Source organism: Mesorhizobium sp. P171375 (assembly GCF_057786075.1).
Window position 1 is genome coordinate 1,865,403 of the sequence record NZ_JBYNWF010000001.1, and the last position, 18,457, is coordinate 1,883,859.

Sequence of the window (18,457 nt, forward strand, 5' to 3'; positions counted from 1 at the left end):
AAGGAGGTATAACCATGGTCCGTCCTGTAGAAACCCCAACCCGTGAAATCAAAAAACTCGACGGCCTGTGGGCATTCAGTCTGGATCGCGAAAACTGTGGAATTGATCAGCGTTGGTGGGAAAGCGCGTTACAAGAAAGCCGGGCAATTGCTGTGCCAGGCAGTTTTAACGATCAGTTCGCCGATGCAGATATTCGTAATTATGCGGGCAACGTCTGGTATCAGCGCGAAGTCTTTATACCGAAAGGTTGGGCAGGCCAGCGTATCGTGCTGCGTTTCGATGCGGTCACTCATTACGGCAAAGTGTGGGTCAATAATCAGGAAGTGATGGAGCATCAGGGCGGCTATACGCCATTTGAAGCCGATGTCACGCCGTATGTTATTGCCGGGAAAAGTGTACGTATCACCGTTTGTGTGAACAACGAACTGAACTGGCAGACTATCCCGCCGGGAATGGTGATTACCGACGAAAACGGCAAGAAAAAGCAGTCTTACTTCCATGATTTCTTTAACTATGCCGGAATCCATCGCAGCGTAATGCTCTACACCACGCCGAACACCTGGGTGGACGATATCACCGTGGTGACGCATGTCGCGCAAGACTGTAACCACGCGTCTGTTGACTGGCAGGTGGTGGCCAATGGTGATGTCAGCGTTGAACTGCGTGATGCGGATCAACAGGTGGTTGCAACTGGACAAGGCACTAGCGGGACTTTGCAAGTGGTGAATCCGCACCTCTGGCAACCGGGTGAAGGTTATCTCTATGAACTGTGCGTCACAGCCAAAAGCCAGACAGAGTGTGATATCTACCCGCTTCGCGTCGGCATCCGGTCAGTGGCAGTGAAGGGCGAACAGTTCCTGATTAACCACAAACCGTTCTACTTTACTGGCTTTGGTCGTCATGAAGATGCGGACTTGCGTGGCAAAGGATTCGATAACGTGCTGATGGTGCACGACCACGCATTAATGGACTGGATTGGGGCCAACTCCTACCGTACCTCGCATTACCCTTACGCTGAAGAGATGCTCGACTGGGCAGATGAACATGGCATCGTGGTGATTGATGAAACTGCTGCTGTCGGCTTTAACCTCTCTTTAGGCATTGGTTTCGAAGCGGGCAACAAGCCGAAAGAACTGTACAGCGAAGAGGCAGTCAACGGGGAAACTCAGCAAGCGCACTTACAGGCGATTAAAGAGCTGATAGCGCGTGACAAAAACCACCCAAGCGTGGTGATGTGGAGTATTGCCAACGAACCGGATACCCGTCCGCAAGGTGCACGGGAATATTTCGCGCCACTGGCGGAAGCAACGCGTAAACTCGACCCGACGCGTCCGATCACCTGCGTCAATGTAATGTTCTGCGACGCTCACACCGATACCATCAGCGATCTCTTTGATGTGCTGTGCCTGAACCGTTATTACGGATGGTATGTCCAAAGCGGCGATTTGGAAACGGCAGAGAAGGTACTGGAAAAAGAACTTCTGGCCTGGCAGGAGAAACTGCATCAGCCGATTATCATCACCGAATACGGCGTGGATACGTTAGCCGGGCTGCACTCAATGTACACCGACATGTGGAGTGAAGAGTATCAGTGTGCATGGCTGGATATGTATCACCGCGTCTTTGATCGCGTCAGCGCCGTCGTCGGTGAACAGGTATGGAATTTCGCCGATTTTGCGACCTCGCAAGGCATATTGCGCGTTGGCGGTAACAAGAAAGGGATCTTCACTCGCGACCGCAAACCGAAGTCGGCGGCTTTTCTGCTGCAAAAACGCTGGACTGGCATGAACTTCGGTGAAAAACCGCAGCAGGGAGGCAAACAATGAGCTCAAGGAGACATGAACGATGAACATCAAAAAGTTTGCAAAACAAGCAACAGTATTAACCTTTACTACCGCACTGCTGGCAGGAGGCGCAACTCAAGCGTTTGCGAAAGAAACGAACCAAAAGCCATATAAGGAAACATACGGCATTTCCCATATTACACGCCATGATATGCTGCAAATCCCTGAACAGCAAAAAAATGAAAAATATCAAGTTCCTGAATTCGATTCGTCCACAATTAAAAATATCTCTTCTGCAAAAGGCCTGGACGTTTGGGACAGCTGGCCATTACAAAACGCTGACGGCACTGTCGCAAACTATCACGGCTACCACATCGTCTTTGCATTAGCCGGAGATCCTAAAAATGCGGATGACACATCGATTTACATGTTCTATCAAAAAGTCGGCGAAACTTCTATTGACAGCTGGAAAAACGCTGGCCGCGTCTTTAAAGACAGCGACAAATTCGATGCAAATGATTCTATCCTAAAAGACCAAACACAAGAATGGTCAGGTTCAGCCACATTTACATCTGACGGAAAAATCCGTTTATTCTACACTGATTTCTCCGGTAAACATTACGGCAAACAAACACTGACAACTGCACAAGTTAACGTATCAGCATCAGACAGCTCTTTGAACATCAACGGTGTAGAGGATTATAAATCAATCTTTGACGGTGACGGAAAAACGTATCAAAATGTACAGCAGTTCATCGATGAAGGCAACTACAGCTCAGGCGACAACCATACGCTGAGAGATCCTCACTACGTAGAAGATAAAGGCCACAAATACTTAGTATTTGAAGCAAACACTGGAACTGAAGATGGCTACCAAGGCGAAGAATCTTTATTTAACAAAGCATACTATGGCAAAAGCACATCATTCTTCCGTCAAGAAAGTCAAAAACTTCTGCAAAGCGATAAAAAACGCACGGCTGAGTTAGCAAACGGCGCTCTCGGTATGATTGAGCTAAACGATGATTACACACTGAAAAAAGTGATGAAACCGCTGATTGCATCTAACACAGTAACAGATGAAATTGAACGCGCGAACGTCTTTAAAATGAACGGCAAATGGTACCTGTTCACTGACTCCCGCGGATCAAAAATGACGATTGACGGCATTACGTCTAACGATATTTACATGCTTGGTTATGTTTCTAATTCTTTAACTGGCCCATACAAGCCGCTGAACAAAACTGGCCTTGTGTTAAAAATGGATCTTGATCCTAACGATGTAACCTTTACTTACTCACACTTCGCTGTACCTCAAGCGAAAGGAAACAATGTCGTGATTACAAGCTATATGACAAACAGAGGATTCTACGCAGACAAACAATCAACGTTTGCGCCAAGCTTCCTGCTGAACATCAAAGGCAAGAAAACATCTGTTGTCAAAGACAGCATCCTTGAACAAGGACAATTAACAGTTAACAAATAAAAACGCAAAAGAAAATGCCGATGGATCCACAGCAAGCGAACCGGAATTGCCAGCTGGGGCGCCCTCTGGTAAGGTTGGGAAGCCCTGCAAAGTAAACTGGATGGCTTTCTTGCCGCCAAGGATCTGATGGCGCAGGGGATCAAGATCTGATCAAGAGACAGGATGAGGATCGTTTCGCATGATTGAACAAGATGGATTGCACGCAGGTTCTCCGGCCGCTTGGGTGGAGAGGCTATTCGGCTATGACTGGGCACAACAGACAATCGGCTGCTCTGATGCCGCCGTGTTCCGGCTGTCAGCGCAGGGGCGCCCGGTTCTTTTTGTCAAGACCGACCTGTCCGGTGCCCTGAATGAACTGCAGGACGAGGCAGCGCGGCTATCGTGGCTGGCCACGACGGGCGTTCCTTGCGCAGCTGTGCTCGACGTTGTCACTGAAGCGGGAAGGGACTGGCTGCTATTGGGCGAAGTGCCGGGGCAGGATCTCCTGTCATCTCACCTTGCTCCTGCCGAGAAAGTATCCATCATGGCTGATGCAATGCGGCGGCTGCATACGCTTGATCCGGCTACCTGCCCATTCGACCACCAAGCGAAACATCGCATCGAGCGAGCACGTACTCGGATGGAAGCCGGTCTTGTCGATCAGGATGATCTGGACGAAGAGCATCAGGGGCTCGCGCCAGCCGAACTGTTCGCCAGGCTCAAGGCGCGCATGCCCGACGGCGAGGATCTCGTCGTGACCCATGGCGATGCCTGCTTGCCGAATATCATGGTGGAAAATGGCCGCTTTTCTGGATTCATCGACTGTGGCCGGCTGGGTGTGGCGGACCGCTATCAGGACATAGCGTTGGCTACCCGTGATATTGCTGAAGAGCTTGGCGGCGAATGGGCTGACCGCTTCCTCGTGCTTTACGGTATCGCCGCTCCCGATTCGCAGCGCATCGCCTTCTATCGCCTTCTTGACGAGTTCTTCTGACCCGGTACCTCAGCGCTAGCGGAGTGTATACTGGCTTACTATGTTGGCACTGATGAGGGTGTCAGTGAAGTGCTTCATGTGGCAGGAGAAAAAAGGCTGCACCGGTGCGTCAGCAGAATATGTGATACAGGATATATTCCGCTTCCTCGCTCACTGACTCGCTACGCTCGGTCGTTCGACTGCGGCGAGCGGAAATGGCTTACGAACGGGGCGGAGATTTCCTGGAAGATGCCAGGAAGATACTTAACAGGGAAGTGAGAGGGCCGCGGCAAAGCCGTTTTTCCATAGGCTCCGCCCCCCTGACAAGCATCACGAAATCTGACGCTCAAATCAGTGGTGGCGAAACCCGACAGGACTATAAAGATACCAGGCGTTTCCCCCTGGCGGCTCCCTCGTGCGCTCTCCTGTTCCTGCCTTTCGGTTTACCGGTGTCATTCCGCTGTTATGGCCGCGTTTGTCTCATTCCACGCCTGACACTCAGTTCCGGGTAGGCAGTTCGCTCCAAGCTGGACTGTATGCACGAACCCCCCGTTCAGTCCGACCGCTGCGCCTTATCCGGTAACTATCGTCTTGAGTCCAACCCGGAAAGACATGCAAAAGCACCACTGGCAGCAGCCACTGGTAATTGATTTAGAGGAGTTAGTCTTGAAGTCATGCGCCGGTTAAGGCTAAACTGAAAGGACAAGTTTTGGTGACTGCGCTCCTCCAAGCCAGTTACCTCGGTTCAAAGAGTTGGTAGCTCAGAGAACCTTCGAAAAACCGCCCTGCAAGGCGGTTTTTTCGTTTTCAGAGCAAGAGATTACGCGCAGACCAAAACGATCTCAAGAAGATCATCTTATTAAGGGGTCTGACGCTCAGTGGAACGAAAACTCACGTTAAGGGATTTTGGTCATGAGATTATCAAAAAGGATCTTCACCTAGATCCTTTTAAATTAAAAATGAAGTTTTAAATCAATCTAAAGTATATATGAGTAAACTTGGTCTGACAGTTACCAATGCTTAATCAGACTAGAGCTTCCATCCGCTTGCCCTCATCTGTTACGCCGGCGGTAGCCGGCCAGCCTCGCAGAGCAGGATTCCCGTTGAGCACCGCCAGGTGCGAATAAGGGACAGTGAAGAAGGAACACCCGCTCGCGGGTGGGCCTACTTCACCTATCCTGCCCGGCTGACGCCGTTGGATACACCAAGGAAAGTCTACACGAACCCTTTGGCAAAATCCTGTATATCGTGCGAATTGTCTAGAATTCGCGAGCTTGAAAATTGCGTGCACCGGACAGCGATCCTGGCCGAGGGACTGTCAATCGGGAGAAACGACTTTGCCTGCTCCCAAGGCCAATGCTTTGCCGAGGCGCTGTGGAAGTGCAGATCGGGCAAGGCCGCGCTGCAACCACCGCCGATCCTGCCGGAGTCAGCGAATTTGGCCACGCCCCCGGACGAGGCCGCCAGTTCGGCCGCGACTAACCCGCTTGCCGGCGCAACCCACCCAATTGGCGCGAGGACGCCCGATATAGAGCGCGTCATTGCTGCCATGGAAAGATGTGGCTGGGTGCAGGCAAAGGCAGCGCGCTTGCTTGGGCTGACCCCGCGACAGATTGGCTACGTGCTGAGGAAATACGGCGTCGAGATCAAGCGTCTTTGAAAGCATGACCCTGGGCATGAGCTGAGCCGCTTAGCGCCTTGGCGCCGCGCAGCGATGCAGATCCGCGTGCGCGTCAACTCGATTCGACCGAGGACAGCCTGGCTGAATTCCCATGTCAGCCGGCGCTGCGACCATTGTGTGAAAGGCAACCCTGCCATCGTCAATCCCGTCCGCCATGTTGCTCTCGTTGCGAGCTCATACGGATGCCCCTGTGTGACTGAAACGGAGTTAAATATGTCCGATGCAAAACTGCAAACTGTGCTTTCGGCTCTTTCGCAAGTGACACGACAGTTGGATGCTCTGCCGTCCAACGGACCAGCGCCGGACGCAAATTTTATCAAGCTGAATACGAATGAGAACCCGTTTCCGTTGCCGCCAATCATAATGCAAAGTGCAGTGGCGGCCCTCAAGCGCCAGTATCTATATCCGGATGACGATAACTTCAGATTGAGGGAAGCAGCGTCCAGCACCTATGGCGTTTCCAGGGATCAGGTCATCGCTGGCAACGGGTCGTCTGAACTGCTCGGACTGATCTACAGAGCTTTCCTCGCACCCGGCGACAAGGTTGCGATGATGTCGCCAGGGTTTTCGTTCAACCGCAAACTTGCCATGCTTCAGGGCGCTGAGTTCCTCGAAATCGGATGTCAAGCTCATTCCCTGCCAATGGAGCAATTGCTTTCCGGTCCGGCAAAAGACGCCAAGTTTATTATGTTGGCCAATCCAAACAATCCGACCGGAACATTCCTCCCGATCAGCGATATCGAACGCCTCGTAGCACAATCGGACCGCTTGATTGTCCTTGATGAGGCATACGTCGACTTTGCACCCGATCACGGACTGCGCCTCATCAACCGGTATTCGAACCTTCTGATCTTGAGGTCATTCTCGAAAAGCTATGCCGCCGCCGGCATTCGCGTTGGTTTCGGTTTCGGTCACCCTGAAATTATTGGAAGGCTGCGAAACATCCAGAACGTCTTCAACATGAACGTGATCGGGCATGCCGTTGGTATCAGCGTGCTTGCGCATCGCGGCGCCTACGCAGACAACCACAAGCACATCAAGGATGAACGAGAGCGAGTGACAGTTGCACTATCGCAACTCGGATTTTCCGTAACACCCTCCCGCGCAAATTTCTTGCTGGCCCGTGTGCCCGCGGGACAGGACGGCTCATGGTGGCAAGCAGCATTGGAGAGGCAAAAGATACTTGTCGCGTTTTTTCCGGACAAAGGCTTGGAACACTGTATCCGCGTCAGCATCGGCACAAAAGAGCAGATGGATGAATTTCTTGCTGCCGCTGGCGACATTGCTGGAAGCTTAACGGTGCCAAGCTCCAAGGGCAGGGAAGCGTCAGGCTCTGCTTCTTCGTTACGCTGACGCTAATCGGCGATCACACACATCTCTTCCGACTTGCGGGTGATCCCAGCAAGAAAACAGCCTGCTTTTAAAATCGGGGACTTAAAGAGTGACAAACGTCTTTCCTTCAAACCTGGCTTTCGGCATCTTCGATCATTTGGATGAGGATGGCCGCGATATAGGCCGGCAGTACGAAGATCGCCTGATATTAGCAGAGGCGTGCGATCAGCTAGGGTTCTATGCCTATCACCTCGCAGAACACCACTGTACTCCCCATGGGAGAGGTCCATCGCCGAATCTGTTCTTATCGAGCGTCGCCCAGCGCACCCGGCGCTTGCGTCTCGGACCCTTGGTGATGCTGCTTGCGCTTTATCATCCGCTGCGTGCGTTCGAAGAGATCTGTATGCTGGACCAGTTGAGCGGTGGCAGGCTCGAACTGGGCATAGGGCGCGGTGCTCTCCCGACCGAATTGGGCTACTTCGGGATTGGTGCGGACGCGGTGCCGGGCCGTTATGCCGAAGCCAGCGAAATTCTTATGCAAATACTTGTTAATTCCAGGGAGGTCGGCACGCTATGCTATCAAGGCCGCCATTTTGATCTCAATGACGTTCCTTTGACGCTAAGACCTCATCAGCGTCCACATCCGCCCACATGGGTCGCTGCCAATCGACCCGAGTCCACAGCTTGGGCCGCTGCGAATGGAACAAATATCGCGTGTGTAGGACCTTCCTCTTCTGTTCGCAAAACTACTGATGCGTTCCGCGCCTATCGAGAGGACAACGCAGGCGGGGGGGATCAAGGGAGATTTGTCGGATTGCTCCGCATGGTCGTGATTGGGCGTTGTGACACACATGCCTATTCGCTCGCGGCACCTGCTTACGCACGCTGGCTCAAGAGCTTCCAATTCCTTTACGAGCTTAACGCTATCCCCACTCCACCAAACTTGCCGCTGACCTTCGATGCGGCAGTCGAGAGTGAATTGTGCGTGGTAGGATCAGCAGAGTCTGTGCGAAAAGCTCTGCTAGATCAGTTGGAAGAGGCAGGTGCCAACTACCTGCTTTGTCAAATGGCATTTGGAAATCTGCCGCTAGATGCTTCCCTTTACACCGCGAGGACGATTCAGTCCGAAATCATGGCTCGACTTGGCTGACCATGAAATTCGCGGTCTGAGGTTAAATCGTTTTGCAGCGCTCTCACACTCACGTGATCGAGCGTGCACGTGGTGGGGCGGGCAATCGAGAGGAGGCCAAACTGACGACGAGCAGGCGGCACAGAATACCAGCTTTGTGCGTTGGCTGGCGTCTGGGCCATCGTGTGAACATGCACGATCCTAAGGAGAGGGTAGCCGAGCGCGTCACGATGCCGGCACGCGTCTGCTCGTCGCCCTGGCGCTAGTCGTTGCCCATAGCCAGCCGCAGGAGGTTCTTCTCGCCCGGGGCGGCGTCGGTGCGGCGCCCACTAATCCAGCTTCATCAGCGGCCCGTCGGTGGCAAAGCCGTCACTCGCTACGGCGCTATTGAGGGCGCGCTCGCGAGCGGCTTTGCGACGCCCAGCCAACACCTCCAGCGAGCTCGCCCGATGATGGTGGTGCACCGCGGTCGGATACGATGCTGGAGGAAATCGTTCGCAGCCGGTCTTCACGAATTGCGAGGAGTGCTCGTTCTTGAATGCTGGCTGCTGGCCGGATGCGGTGGCCTGAGTGGTCTGCCGACACGCCCGAAAGTCAACGCCACTACCACAAGGCCGCCAAGATGTCAGGTCTGAGAGCCAGCTTGGACGGTGGTATCGTGTTCGGGAAGGTCGTCGAAGGAGGCGTAGTTGAGATAGTAGAGTTTGGAATACAGGCCGCCCATGGCTATTAGCTCATCGTGGTTGCCAGTCGCAATAACTTGGCCATTCTGAAGCACGATGATGCGGTCGGCCCCCCGGACCGTGGCGAGACGGTGGGCGATGACGAGGCCAGTCCGCCCTTCAAGCAGCTTGATCAGAGCCTTCTGAATCTGCAATTCCGTGTAGCTGTCGATGTTGGCGGTAGCTTCGTCGAGCACGAGGATCTTGGCGTCAGCGACGAGGGCGCGGGCGAAACTGATAAGCTGGCGCTGGCCGAGAGATAAGTTGTCGCCGCGTTCGCCAAGTTGGGTCTCATACCCGTCGGCGAGGCTCATGACGAAGTCATGCGCGCCGACAGCCTTGGCCGCCTCGATCACCTTGTCGCGCGTGGCTTCCGTCTTCTGGTATCGAATGTTCTCGAAGACCGTCCCGGTGAACAGGAATGGCTCCTGCAGCACCATGGCGACCTGGCGGCCGAGCGATTCCTGGGTGAGGTCGCGTACATCATGTCCGCCGACCAGCACCTGACCCTGCTGAACATCATAGAAGCGGTGGACCAGGGCCATCGCACTCGATTTGCCAGAACCGCTCGGTCCGACTAGTGCGACCGTCTCGCCCGGATTGACCTTGAACGAGACATTTTTCAGAACCGAACGGTTCGGATCGTAGCCGAAGGTGACGTCCCTAAACTCGACCGAGCCGTCCATTTCGGGCGAAAGCACCTCGGCATTGGGTTTGTCCTTAACATCGATCTTGACGTCGAGCACATCGGTCAGGCGCTTGCCTGAGGCCATGGCGCGCTGCATGACCGAATATTGCAGGGTGAGTGAGCGGATCGGGTCAAAGAAGCGCTGGATGTAAAATAGGTAGGCTACCAACACGCCCACATCTATACGGCTATTCATGACCATCGAGCCGCCGACCACAATAACGGCGGCCAAGGCGAGGCCGGTGATGCCATCGACGATGGGCACCATGACCAGTGCATATCTGGCAGCGATCAGGTGGGTCCTGAGGTTGGCATGGGCCCGATCGTCAAAAAGACTGAAATTCACCTGCTGGCGGTCCATTGACTGTATGGTCCGCACGCCGTGAATGGCTTCGGCCAGCGCGCCATTGACGACGGAATTGGTTTCGTGTGCAGCCATGAAGGCGTCGCGGGCACGCGGCAACCAGACAATGCGGACGATCACCAGGATCGGCAGAACCGATAGCGTCAGGAGGCCGAGGCGAAAGTCGAGCCACAGCATTACGAAAACGATGCCGAAGAGAAGCGCAACATCCCCTAGGGAATATACCGAGGTTTCCAGGAACTCCTGTATGGAGTTAACGTCGCCTTGCAGGCGCGACATCAGGCGTCCGACCTCGGTCTTGTCCATGAAAGAGAGCGAAACCTTTTGCAGATGGCCAAACATGGCGCGGCGGATGTCGAACAGGACAGTTTCGGCCATTTTCCCATCCAAGGCTTCCTGCATGTAGCCGGCGGCGAAATTGACCAAAATCGCCGAAAGGAACGCGCCGACGGCCGCAAGCTGGGCTGAGCGATCGGGCCTTGCCGGGTTCATGCCGAGGTCGATCGCGTAGCGGATGATCAAGGGGATGAGAAGCTGCGTCCCGGTGAAGATCAGCATCGCGACAATCGTGACAACTACCTTTGCCCGGTAGGGATGGACGAAGCCCCAGATGCGACGGAGGATGCTCTTGTCGAAAGCCCGGCCGAACATCTCCTCCTCGATCCGGTGCGAGCCGACGACCGCGCGCGGAGGGCGTCTCCCGTCGTCACGTTCGGCTTCGAGTTCGCCGCGGCCCTGGTCCATCAGCGGGCGCCCCCATCCTGGCTAATAATGCTATCACCCGGGCGCGTCTGGAGATCGTAAAGGGCCCTGTAGCGTCCCCGCTTCGCCAGAAGCTCTTCATGCGTGCCGCGTTCTACGATTTCGCCTTTATCGACAAAAAGGATTTGATCGGCATGCTTAAGCGCACTCAGCCGGTGCGCGATGATGATCGTCACCCGATCCTTTGCGAAGCGCCGCATCGCCGCGCGAATGCGCAGCTCGGTGCCGGCATCGATCGCGGCCATCGAGTCGTCGAAAATGATGACGGAGGGGCGCAGCATCATGGTGCGAGCAATCGTGAGACGCTGGCGCTGGCCGCCAGAGAGAGAAACGCCGCGTTCGCCCACGACCGTCTCATACCCTGCCGGGAGCCCGAGGATGTAGTCGTGGAGCTGGGCGAATTCTCCAGCGCGTTCAATTCGCTGTCTCTTCGCCCAGGGATCGCCATAAGCGATGTTGTTCTCGATCGTTGTGGTGAATAGGAACGCATCCTGCTGTACAACCGCGACCGCCTTGCGAAGGCTCTCGAGGGTGACATTGCGTATGTCCTGGCCGTCCAACGTGATGGCGCCACCGGTCACGTCGTAAAAGCGGGGGACCAGATGAGCCATCGTCGATTTGCCGGAACCCGGCGGACCGACGATAGCGATCGTCTCGCCTCTCCGGGCCTCAAAGCTGAGGTTCTTCAGAATGGCGCGGTTTTCGGCGTTGGGGTAGGCAAATGAGACATTGTGGAAGCGCAGAGTGCCGTCACTTATCTCAAGCGGTCTGGCCTCGAGAGCATCCCTGACGGTGATCTCCTGATCGAGGAGACCGAAAAGCCGCGAACCGCAGCTAGAAGCGCGGGCAAACGCATTGACCATGAGACCGATCTGGCGGACTGGCATTTGCAGCATGGTCATGAAGGTCAGGAAGGTCGCCATGGTTCCGACGCTGATCTCGCCAGCGACGAGCTTGTTGCCACCGATCCCAAGCACCAATCCCATTGCGAAAAAGTAGGACAAGGTCATCGCCGACGTGTTGGGTACGTAGATGTCAACGAGATCGTTGGCGAGGTCGAGCGCGTTCTTGGAAGCGCCGTCGAACTTCAGCATCTCATAGGATTGAGCCGCAAAAGCGCGGACCACACGGATACCTGCGAGATTTTCCTTCATCACGCGGCTTAGTACCGAAAGGCGCTCATAGAGGTCGAGCCAGGTGGCGCGCAGCCTAAGCTGTGTGGTCGATGAGCGCCAAGCGACAAAAGGCACGAAGCTGAGCGCGGCCAAGCCGAGCATCGGATCGGTCGAGATCATCATGTAAGCGCCAATCCCGATCAGCATCGTCAGCAGGAGCACCCGCATGAGCCCGGTGGAAAAATACATTCGCACGCCTTCGAGATCGAGCATTCCGGCGGTTATCAGATCGCCTGAATGGACCCGGTCGTGAAAGGAAAAGCTGAGACGCTGGATCTTGTCGTAGTAGGCGAGCCGCAATTCGTACGCGACATGATGCCCGACGGCTTCGGCAAAATAGTTCTGCGCCATCGTGAAAACGCCGCGTAGCGCGCTGACGGCGAGCAGCAGGAGAGCCGGGGCCCAGAGCGCTTGTCCTGCCGCAACCCCCGCGACACCGCCCCCGATAGCTGTCTGGGTCTGGTCGACAGCCCGGCCGAGAAGCTGGGGAATGAGCAACTGGAGGATTGCCGCCATGATCGTCGAGCCCATAGCGAGGGCAACCTGCCACGGATGGCGCAGATTCATACGCGTGATGCGCAACAGCGTACTCAAATCCCGGCCCCAGCGCGCCGCTTCAACATGGGCCAACGAATTCAGTGCGTTCGTTGCGCCGCTGACAGCTTCACTGTTCACGGGTGTATTCCCGACTGCATTTTGCGCCTTCGAGGAAAGCCGAAGCAGACATCATCAAAGGGATCCGCCATTGTTAATCCCGTCCTCAACCTGCAGCCGTGCCCGTTCCCACAAGCCGAGCCGCCGCTTGACTTAGTGGCATGTCGATCACCGTGATTCCGCTTGCCGCAAGAAAACGCGCTTCGTTTCTGGTCAGGGTTTCCGCGTCCATTACGGTGCAATAGGGACCGCGGGAGCGCTTCATGATCTGTCTGGCGTAGGTGCGCAGCATCTGATCGTTGAAGCGGCAGCCAACGAAGAAAAATCCACGGGTGATGCGCCGTTCCTTCACAGCGTCTGGGATCGGTGTCTGGATATCAATTTCGGACAGGACTTCGACGTAGTCGGAATCTGCGACGAGAAAGTTTTGCGCGGGCGTAATACTCCCGTGAGGTGAATAGAGAACCGTCTTGGCCCCCAATCGGGGGTCGAGCTCCCTCCCGGACAAATCGTAGGTTTTCGTCCAAATGTTGCCGATTTCATTCGCGCGCGTGACGCCTTGTATCTCAACGACGTCCGTTCGGCCGGTCTCTACCAGAGCCGTGCGCATCGCGCTGTCATACCAGCTGTCGATGATGAGGGAGAGTGGCAGCCTTGCGAGCCAGGCGTGGAAGGGGGTCGGCCCCACCGGCGCTGCGAATATGTCGGTCATCCAAGCTTGAAGCGTCCGGCGATGCCGGCGCTGTTCGATGAACTGTGCAACCGACCACATATTGGTGCGGATCCTGGAAGGGGCTGGAGCCCGTGCATTGAGTGCCGCGGCAACAACTTCCGGGGTATGCGGCACAGGCGGTTCCACACAGTTCAACTCAAGAAGACCCGGACCGAGATAGGGGATCACCTCATCGGCGGCGAGCGCTTCCTTCGCCAGGTCAAGCAGCTTTTCAGCAAAACTGTCCCGCACGATGACGAGGTGGCCCGATGTCAGGATCATGTTCATCTCGTTTCCTCGCGACGCACCTAGGGGCAGCATCAGCCCTCTTCGGAAATCTTCCTTGCCTCGACGGTGATCGGCAGACGCGTATCACGTGGGAGATCGGGTAGGAGGAGCCGCCACCCGTTCCTGAGCGTGACCGTTCCGCCCCACAACTCTTCCTTCTCGAGTTTGATGATCGGCTCTTCGAGGTCCTTTTTGGGGACATACGCCGACAAACCAGCATCGGTCCTGCGGATCATGACTTTCATCTGGCCGTCCCTTCGTTGGTATTGCTTTCAGCACTGCAGGGCGCCTCGGCCTTGTCGAGGCTCATCAGTTCACGCGCTCGCATACCGACGACGGTGCCACGGTCGATCCACTCGACCGCATAGATGAAGAACTGCTGGAGAAAGGTGCCAATGTCGCGCACATATCCCTCGTCCCCCTTCCGCACGAGATTTTCGCCGATCTCCCTGCCAGGATAGGTGCCGTCATTCTTTATGTGGCGAGTGGCACGTACCCGCTCTCCCGGCATGAATCGTGGAGGCCTGCGGATTTCGATCTCCTCTTCGCGTCCGAGCGACATGTCCGTTCCCTGATTTCTCTTGCGGCTGAGATTGCGAACAAGGCGTTCCATGCGTCCTGCGTAGGCAGCCCCCAACCATGTCGGCAGTCCAATGTCCGTTACGCAGGAACGCAGGTCTTCGGCACCGGACATACCGAGGCACATTGCTGCGCATCGAAGACCCCCTCGCATTCGGTACACTTCTGTGACTCGATCACGTAGCTCTCGCCTTTGAACTTGATCGCGCCGGAAGGACATTCGAATTCGCAGGCGCCGCATTGGGTGCATTGGGATGCGATGATCTTGAAAGCCATTTTAACTCCTGGTCCGAATGAATGAGACAGCTCAGGCCGTCGCCGCGAGTGTGGGGGTCCCAGATGCGGCGATGTAAATCGCGCTGATTGCTGTCTCGATATAGTCATGGGCACAGGCGTCGGTGGCTCTGATTCCAGCCTCCGCGAGCTGATCCTGCGGGCAATTTCCAATCTTGGCGCACAGCACGATATCTATGCCTTGAAGCGCTGCGATGACGCCATCGAGGGCGGCTTCTGCGCCCCAGCCGCCAAGGCAATACTTGTCCACCTTCCGATGCCCGACGAAGCTGATCCCTTTCAGCGAGGCTTGATAAACCTGGAATTCCTTCGCATGGCCGAAATGCTCATTGACGCGGCCGCCGCCCTTGGTCGCCACCGCGAAGAGGAGGGACTTGCCGGAGCTCACTGCCTTGACCAATCCGATCGCTTCTCTCCTAGCCTCGACGTGATCACGGCGCTCCTCCGCGACCAGCTCCCGATAGGCCTTGCGTTTGCTGGCATCGTAGGTGACCTCGCCGGGAATCCGGTCGACTGTGAATTCTTGGCCACGATCTTCTCCGAGCAGGCCCACGGCATCTGCCCGGCACTGCCGGCAGTGCCGCATTAACTGGGCGCCACCTTCGACACGATCCTGAAGAGCCTTCATCTCCATGGCGTTTGGGCCGCGCTGCCCGCTCAGACCGTAGTGCGTGCCGTGGGCCGGGTCCGAAATCAGCGGCATAAGGTTGTGCAGGAACGCGCCTCGCTCCTTAATCCATCTATTCACCTCGATCAGATGCTCATCATTCACGCCCGGGATCACCACCGAGTTGATTTTGGTGAGGATGCCCCGCGCGGTCAGCATCTCCAGGCCCAACATCTGCCGCTGGTGCAGGATCCGGGTGGCTTCAATGCCGATGTAGCGGCGATGATCGTGAAAGATCCAAGGATAGATCTTTGCGCCGACCTCAGGGTCGACCATGTTGATCGTGATCGTCACGTGATCGACATTCATGTCAGCAAGCTCATCGACATGGTCGGGCAGCGCCAGCCCATTCGTGGATATGCAAAACTTGATGTCTGGGATTTCCCTGGCGACCCTGGCGAAGGTCGCCTTCGTCTTCTTCCAGTCGTAGCAGGCGTCGCCCGGTCCGGCGATGCCGAGCACGGAAAGCTGCGGCACCTCGTTGGCGACCGCGATCACCTTGCGTAGCGCCTGATCGGGCGTCAGCTTTTCAGAGGCTACCCCAGGCCGGCTTTCGTTGGCGCAGTCATATTTGCGATTGCAGTAGTTGCACTGGATGTTGCAGCCCGGCGCGACCGCGACGTGCATACGCGCGAAATAGTGATGCGCCTCTTCTGAAAAGCAGGGGTGATCCTTGATCTTCTCCCAGACAGCCGGATCCGTGTCGTCGGGCTTTGTCGACGAGCCGCAGGACGAAGACGCGCAGCCCCCGAGTTTCATGGTGCCAAGCAACTGGTCACCGAATGTCGTGCTGAGGCTCTCAAGCGAAATTGCCGGTGCAGACATGAACGGCTCCGTTGCTGCGTGATGTCGCAGTTCAATGCGCAAGAGCTATGCCAGCTCAAAGAGCTGTTTCGGTTTCACGAATAGGCTTCTCGTGTCAGATTCCTTCGGATTGCTCCGACACACCTTTGTCGGGCTTACGACAGTGGACAAGCAAATAGGGTCGCGAGGCTAGCAGCCTCGGGCGCGCAGAGTGTGAGCGAGACCACTCCGGGCTGCTTACGCTTGACGTCATCGCGACGTCTGGAATTTCTTCACCTTGATACCATGCCGGCCCAGGGCGTAGCCGATTTGCCATGGCGTGAGGCCGAGGATACGAGCCGCCCTGGAAGAACCCAACCGGCCTAGTCAATCGCGTCGATCAGCCGGTTGCGTGCCGTCAGATGCGGGCGACAAGCGGCATGGTTCGGATGCGGCCGTAAGAGGAGATACCTTGCTGCGGAGGCGCCGATGCGACTGGCCGGCAGCCGCAATTCGCTTGATCTGTTACGGCCTGTGATATGAGGCGGCGAGTGCCTGATTGAGGTGCGTGGGTATTGCCGGCAGTGGCGGCAATCTCCGGCTCTCCTTCAGCGTCCAGGACGACGATCGCTCAATTACCCGTCTGCAGAAACGTGGGCAGGACGTTCACGACAATTGCCCAGCGTATGGCGAGCGTAATCTCCAACTCGCTTGGCGCGGTCAGCACCTTCACATATCGTAGAGTCCCTGAGCGCGGTATCTGCTTAGGGCATGCGTGCGCCGGTCATCCGAATTTAAAGAGGATTCCGAAACCGCCGCGTGGATAGTTCCACTCGATCTCACCAGTCGTCCCGCACAAAATACGGCAGGTGCCGCACTCCATGCAGCCGTCGGCAGTGATCTCCACTTGACCCTTGTCGTTCAACTCATAACATTTCGCCGGGCAGACGTGGGTCAGCGCGAGCAAATTCGCACTCGGCTTCTGGTGCGGTCGCACTTTGATGTGCGGGCGGCCGGAATCCACCAAGTAGCGGTTCTGGTAAAGCTTGTCCTCGACACGTGACTTCGTCGCTGCGCTGCTCATTTCGTCTCCCCTCAGCGCCACGCCAATGCAAGGCGGACCGCGTCGCTGACCAGCCCCCAGCGCGAGCGCGCCTTGATGAAGGCCGCCGTGGTCGCCTTTTCCTTCTCGATCTTCGGCGTGCCGTCGACACGCATGAAGTTCTGCGCAGCTTGCGACATCAACCGCGGATAAGTCGTGAAATAATTGCATGAATTGGTGTGGAGCAAGGCCGGCATGTCTTTGTATTTCCTCAGGTCCTTGACCACGAAGGACTTGTCCAGCATGGCTTTGTAAAGGGCGAGATTCCGTTTGTTCATCGGACCGTTGCGGCTCTTGACCTCGACGATTGCCTCAGCCGCAATGCGGCCGGAGGTCATGGCGAGGTTCGAACCCTCGCGGTGAATGGCGTTGTTCAGTTGCGCGGCATCGCCGACCACGACCCAACCATCGCCAAAGAGCTGCGGAATAGCCTTGTAGCCGCCTTCGGGAATGAGGTGTGCGGAATATTCTTTCACTTCCGAGCCGGCGATCAGCGGCCGGATCGAAGGATGGCTCTTCAAGGCATCAAGGAGAACGTAGGGGCTCTCGACCATCGCGGCAAAATCGGAGACGAGGCAGCCAATGCCCAGTGAGATGGACTCCTTGTTGGTATAGAGGAAGCCGAGCCCGGCCATGCTGCGGGAGGTCGTGCCCACCGCCTCGATCACGCAGCCCTCATCGCCCTTTACGCCGAACCGCTGCTCAATGACCTCTTCGGGCAAGAAATGCATTTCCTTGACGGCGAGGGCCACGGTTTGCGGCTTTGGCATCTCGCGCAGGCCGGCTCGAGTGCCAAGCAGTCCGCAGACACCTTCTGCGAGAACGACCACGTCCGCGTAGATGGCTCCGCCCGCCCGGTCTGTGCGGACGCCGATCACCCTGTCATTGGCATCACGGATGAGTTCCGTCACGGTCGTCTCGCACAGAACGGTCGCGCCGGCCGCGCGCACCTTACGCGAAAACCATTTATCGAACTGGGCACGGATGATCGTGTACCGGTTGGGCTTCGCCTCATTGAAGTCGTCCGACCTATAGTGAATCCCTGTATGGGATGTGTCGTCCATCACCCAAAGCCGCTGTTCAACCAAATGCCGCTCGAGAGGCGCATCATCCCGGAAATCCGGGATGATCTTCTCCAGCATGTTCGCGTACATGATGGCACCCTGGACATTCTTGGAGCCCGGATATTCACCCCGCTCCAACTGCAGCACCTTCAGACCATGGCTGGCCATGGTGTAAGCAGCTGCGTTTCCGGACATGCCTGCCCCAACAACAATGGCGTCGAAGTTTTCCTCGATCATGTCCA

Annotated in this window: 15 protein-coding genes; 6 read left to right on the forward strand and 9 right to left on the reverse strand. The window is 56.2% G+C overall.

What is annotated here, in order from left to right; translation table 11 throughout:
- Positions 1-14: 14 nt before the first annotated feature.
- The 6 genes from uidA to ACYHH6_RS09020 all read left to right on the forward strand — a co-directional run bounded on the left by uidA (position 15) and on the right by ACYHH6_RS09020 (position 8,382).
- A complete protein-coding gene (uidA, locus tag ACYHH6_RS08995; protein WP_257825605.1) occupies positions 15-1,826 on the forward strand; it encodes a beta-glucuronidase in 1,812 nt (603 codons plus the stop codon).
- A 19-nt stretch (positions 1,827-1,845) separates the two neighbouring features.
- On the forward strand, positions 1,846-3,267 hold the full coding sequence (gene sacB / locus ACYHH6_RS09000; protein ID WP_001022105.1) for a levansucrase: 1,422 nt from the start codon (positions 1,846-1,848) through the stop codon (positions 3,265-3,267).
- Between the two features lie 178 nt (positions 3,268-3,445).
- Positions 3,446-4,240, forward strand: a complete 795-nt coding sequence (locus ACYHH6_RS09005; protein ID WP_000572405.1) for an aminoglycoside O-phosphotransferase APH(3')-IIa — start codon at positions 3,446-3,448, stop codon at positions 4,238-4,240.
- A 1,264-nt stretch (positions 4,241-5,504) separates the two neighbouring features.
- Positions 5,505-5,879, forward strand: coding sequence for a helix-turn-helix domain-containing protein (locus ACYHH6_RS09010; RefSeq protein ID WP_488376751.1), 375 nt, complete (start codon positions 5,505-5,507; stop codon positions 5,877-5,879).
- Between the two features lie 234 nt (positions 5,880-6,113).
- Complete coding sequence (gene hisC / locus ACYHH6_RS09015; RefSeq protein WP_352592347.1) at positions 6,114-7,253, forward strand: histidinol-phosphate transaminase; 1,140 nt, start codon at positions 6,114-6,116, stop codon at positions 7,251-7,253.
- An 88-nt stretch (positions 7,254-7,341) separates the two neighbouring features.
- The gene (locus ACYHH6_RS09020) at positions 7,342-8,382 is read left to right on the forward strand and encodes an LLM class flavin-dependent oxidoreductase (protein ID WP_031194208.1); all 1,041 of its coding nucleotides are present in this window, start codon (positions 7,342-7,344) and stop codon (positions 8,380-8,382) included.
- 604 nt (positions 8,383-8,986) lie between these two features.
- On the opposite strand, the gene ACYHH6_RS09025 is transcribed toward ACYHH6_RS09020, so the two are convergent.
- From ACYHH6_RS09025 to ACYHH6_RS09065, 9 genes are all read right to left on the reverse strand, one after another.
- On the reverse strand, positions 8,987-10,879 hold the full coding sequence (locus ACYHH6_RS09025) for an ABC transporter ATP-binding protein (protein WP_023685024.1): 1,893 nt from the start codon (positions 10,877-10,879) through the stop codon (positions 8,987-8,989).
- Positions 10,879-12,747 (reverse strand): ABC transporter ATP-binding protein, encoded by a 1,869-nt coding sequence (locus tag ACYHH6_RS09030; RefSeq protein WP_352592344.1) that lies wholly within the window; start codon positions 12,745-12,747, stop codon positions 10,879-10,881. The genes ACYHH6_RS09025 and ACYHH6_RS09030 overlap by 1 nt, the downstream gene beginning before the upstream one ends.
- Before the next feature lie 85 nt (positions 12,748-12,832).
- Positions 12,833-13,726, reverse strand: coding sequence for an SIR2 family NAD-dependent protein deacylase (locus ACYHH6_RS09035; RefSeq protein ID WP_352592342.1), 894 nt, complete (start codon positions 13,724-13,726; stop codon positions 12,833-12,835).
- A 32-nt stretch (positions 13,727-13,758) separates the two neighbouring features.
- Positions 13,759-13,971: a putative nitrogen fixation protein NifT gene (gene nifT, locus ACYHH6_RS09040; RefSeq protein ID WP_023807985.1), complete on the reverse strand. Its 213-nt coding sequence runs from the start codon at positions 13,969-13,971 to the stop codon at positions 13,759-13,761.
- Complete coding sequence (locus tag ACYHH6_RS09045) at positions 13,968-14,288, reverse strand: nitrogen fixation protein NifZ (RefSeq protein ID WP_023687354.1); 321 nt, start codon at positions 14,286-14,288, stop codon at positions 13,968-13,970. The genes nifT and ACYHH6_RS09045 overlap by 4 nt, the downstream gene beginning before the upstream one ends.
- Before the next feature lie 98 nt (positions 14,289-14,386).
- Positions 14,387-14,581: a 4Fe-4S dicluster domain-containing protein gene (locus tag ACYHH6_RS09050; protein ID WP_023672218.1), complete on the reverse strand. Its 195-nt coding sequence runs from the start codon at positions 14,579-14,581 to the stop codon at positions 14,387-14,389.
- Positions 14,582-14,612: 31 nt separating this feature from the next.
- A complete protein-coding gene (gene nifB / locus ACYHH6_RS09055) occupies positions 14,613-16,091 on the reverse strand; it encodes a nitrogenase cofactor biosynthesis protein NifB (protein ID WP_352592338.1) in 1,479 nt (492 codons plus the stop codon).
- Between the two features lie 742 nt (positions 16,092-16,833).
- A complete protein-coding gene (locus ACYHH6_RS09060; RefSeq protein WP_023712673.1) occupies positions 16,834-17,133 on the reverse strand; it encodes a ferredoxin family protein in 300 nt (99 codons plus the stop codon).
- A gap of 11 nt (positions 17,134-17,144) precedes the next feature.
- Positions 17,145-18,452: an FAD-binding protein gene (locus tag ACYHH6_RS09065; RefSeq protein WP_023712672.1), complete on the reverse strand. Its 1,308-nt coding sequence runs from the start codon at positions 18,450-18,452 to the stop codon at positions 17,145-17,147.
- Between the last annotated feature and the right edge of the window lie 5 nt (positions 18,453-18,457).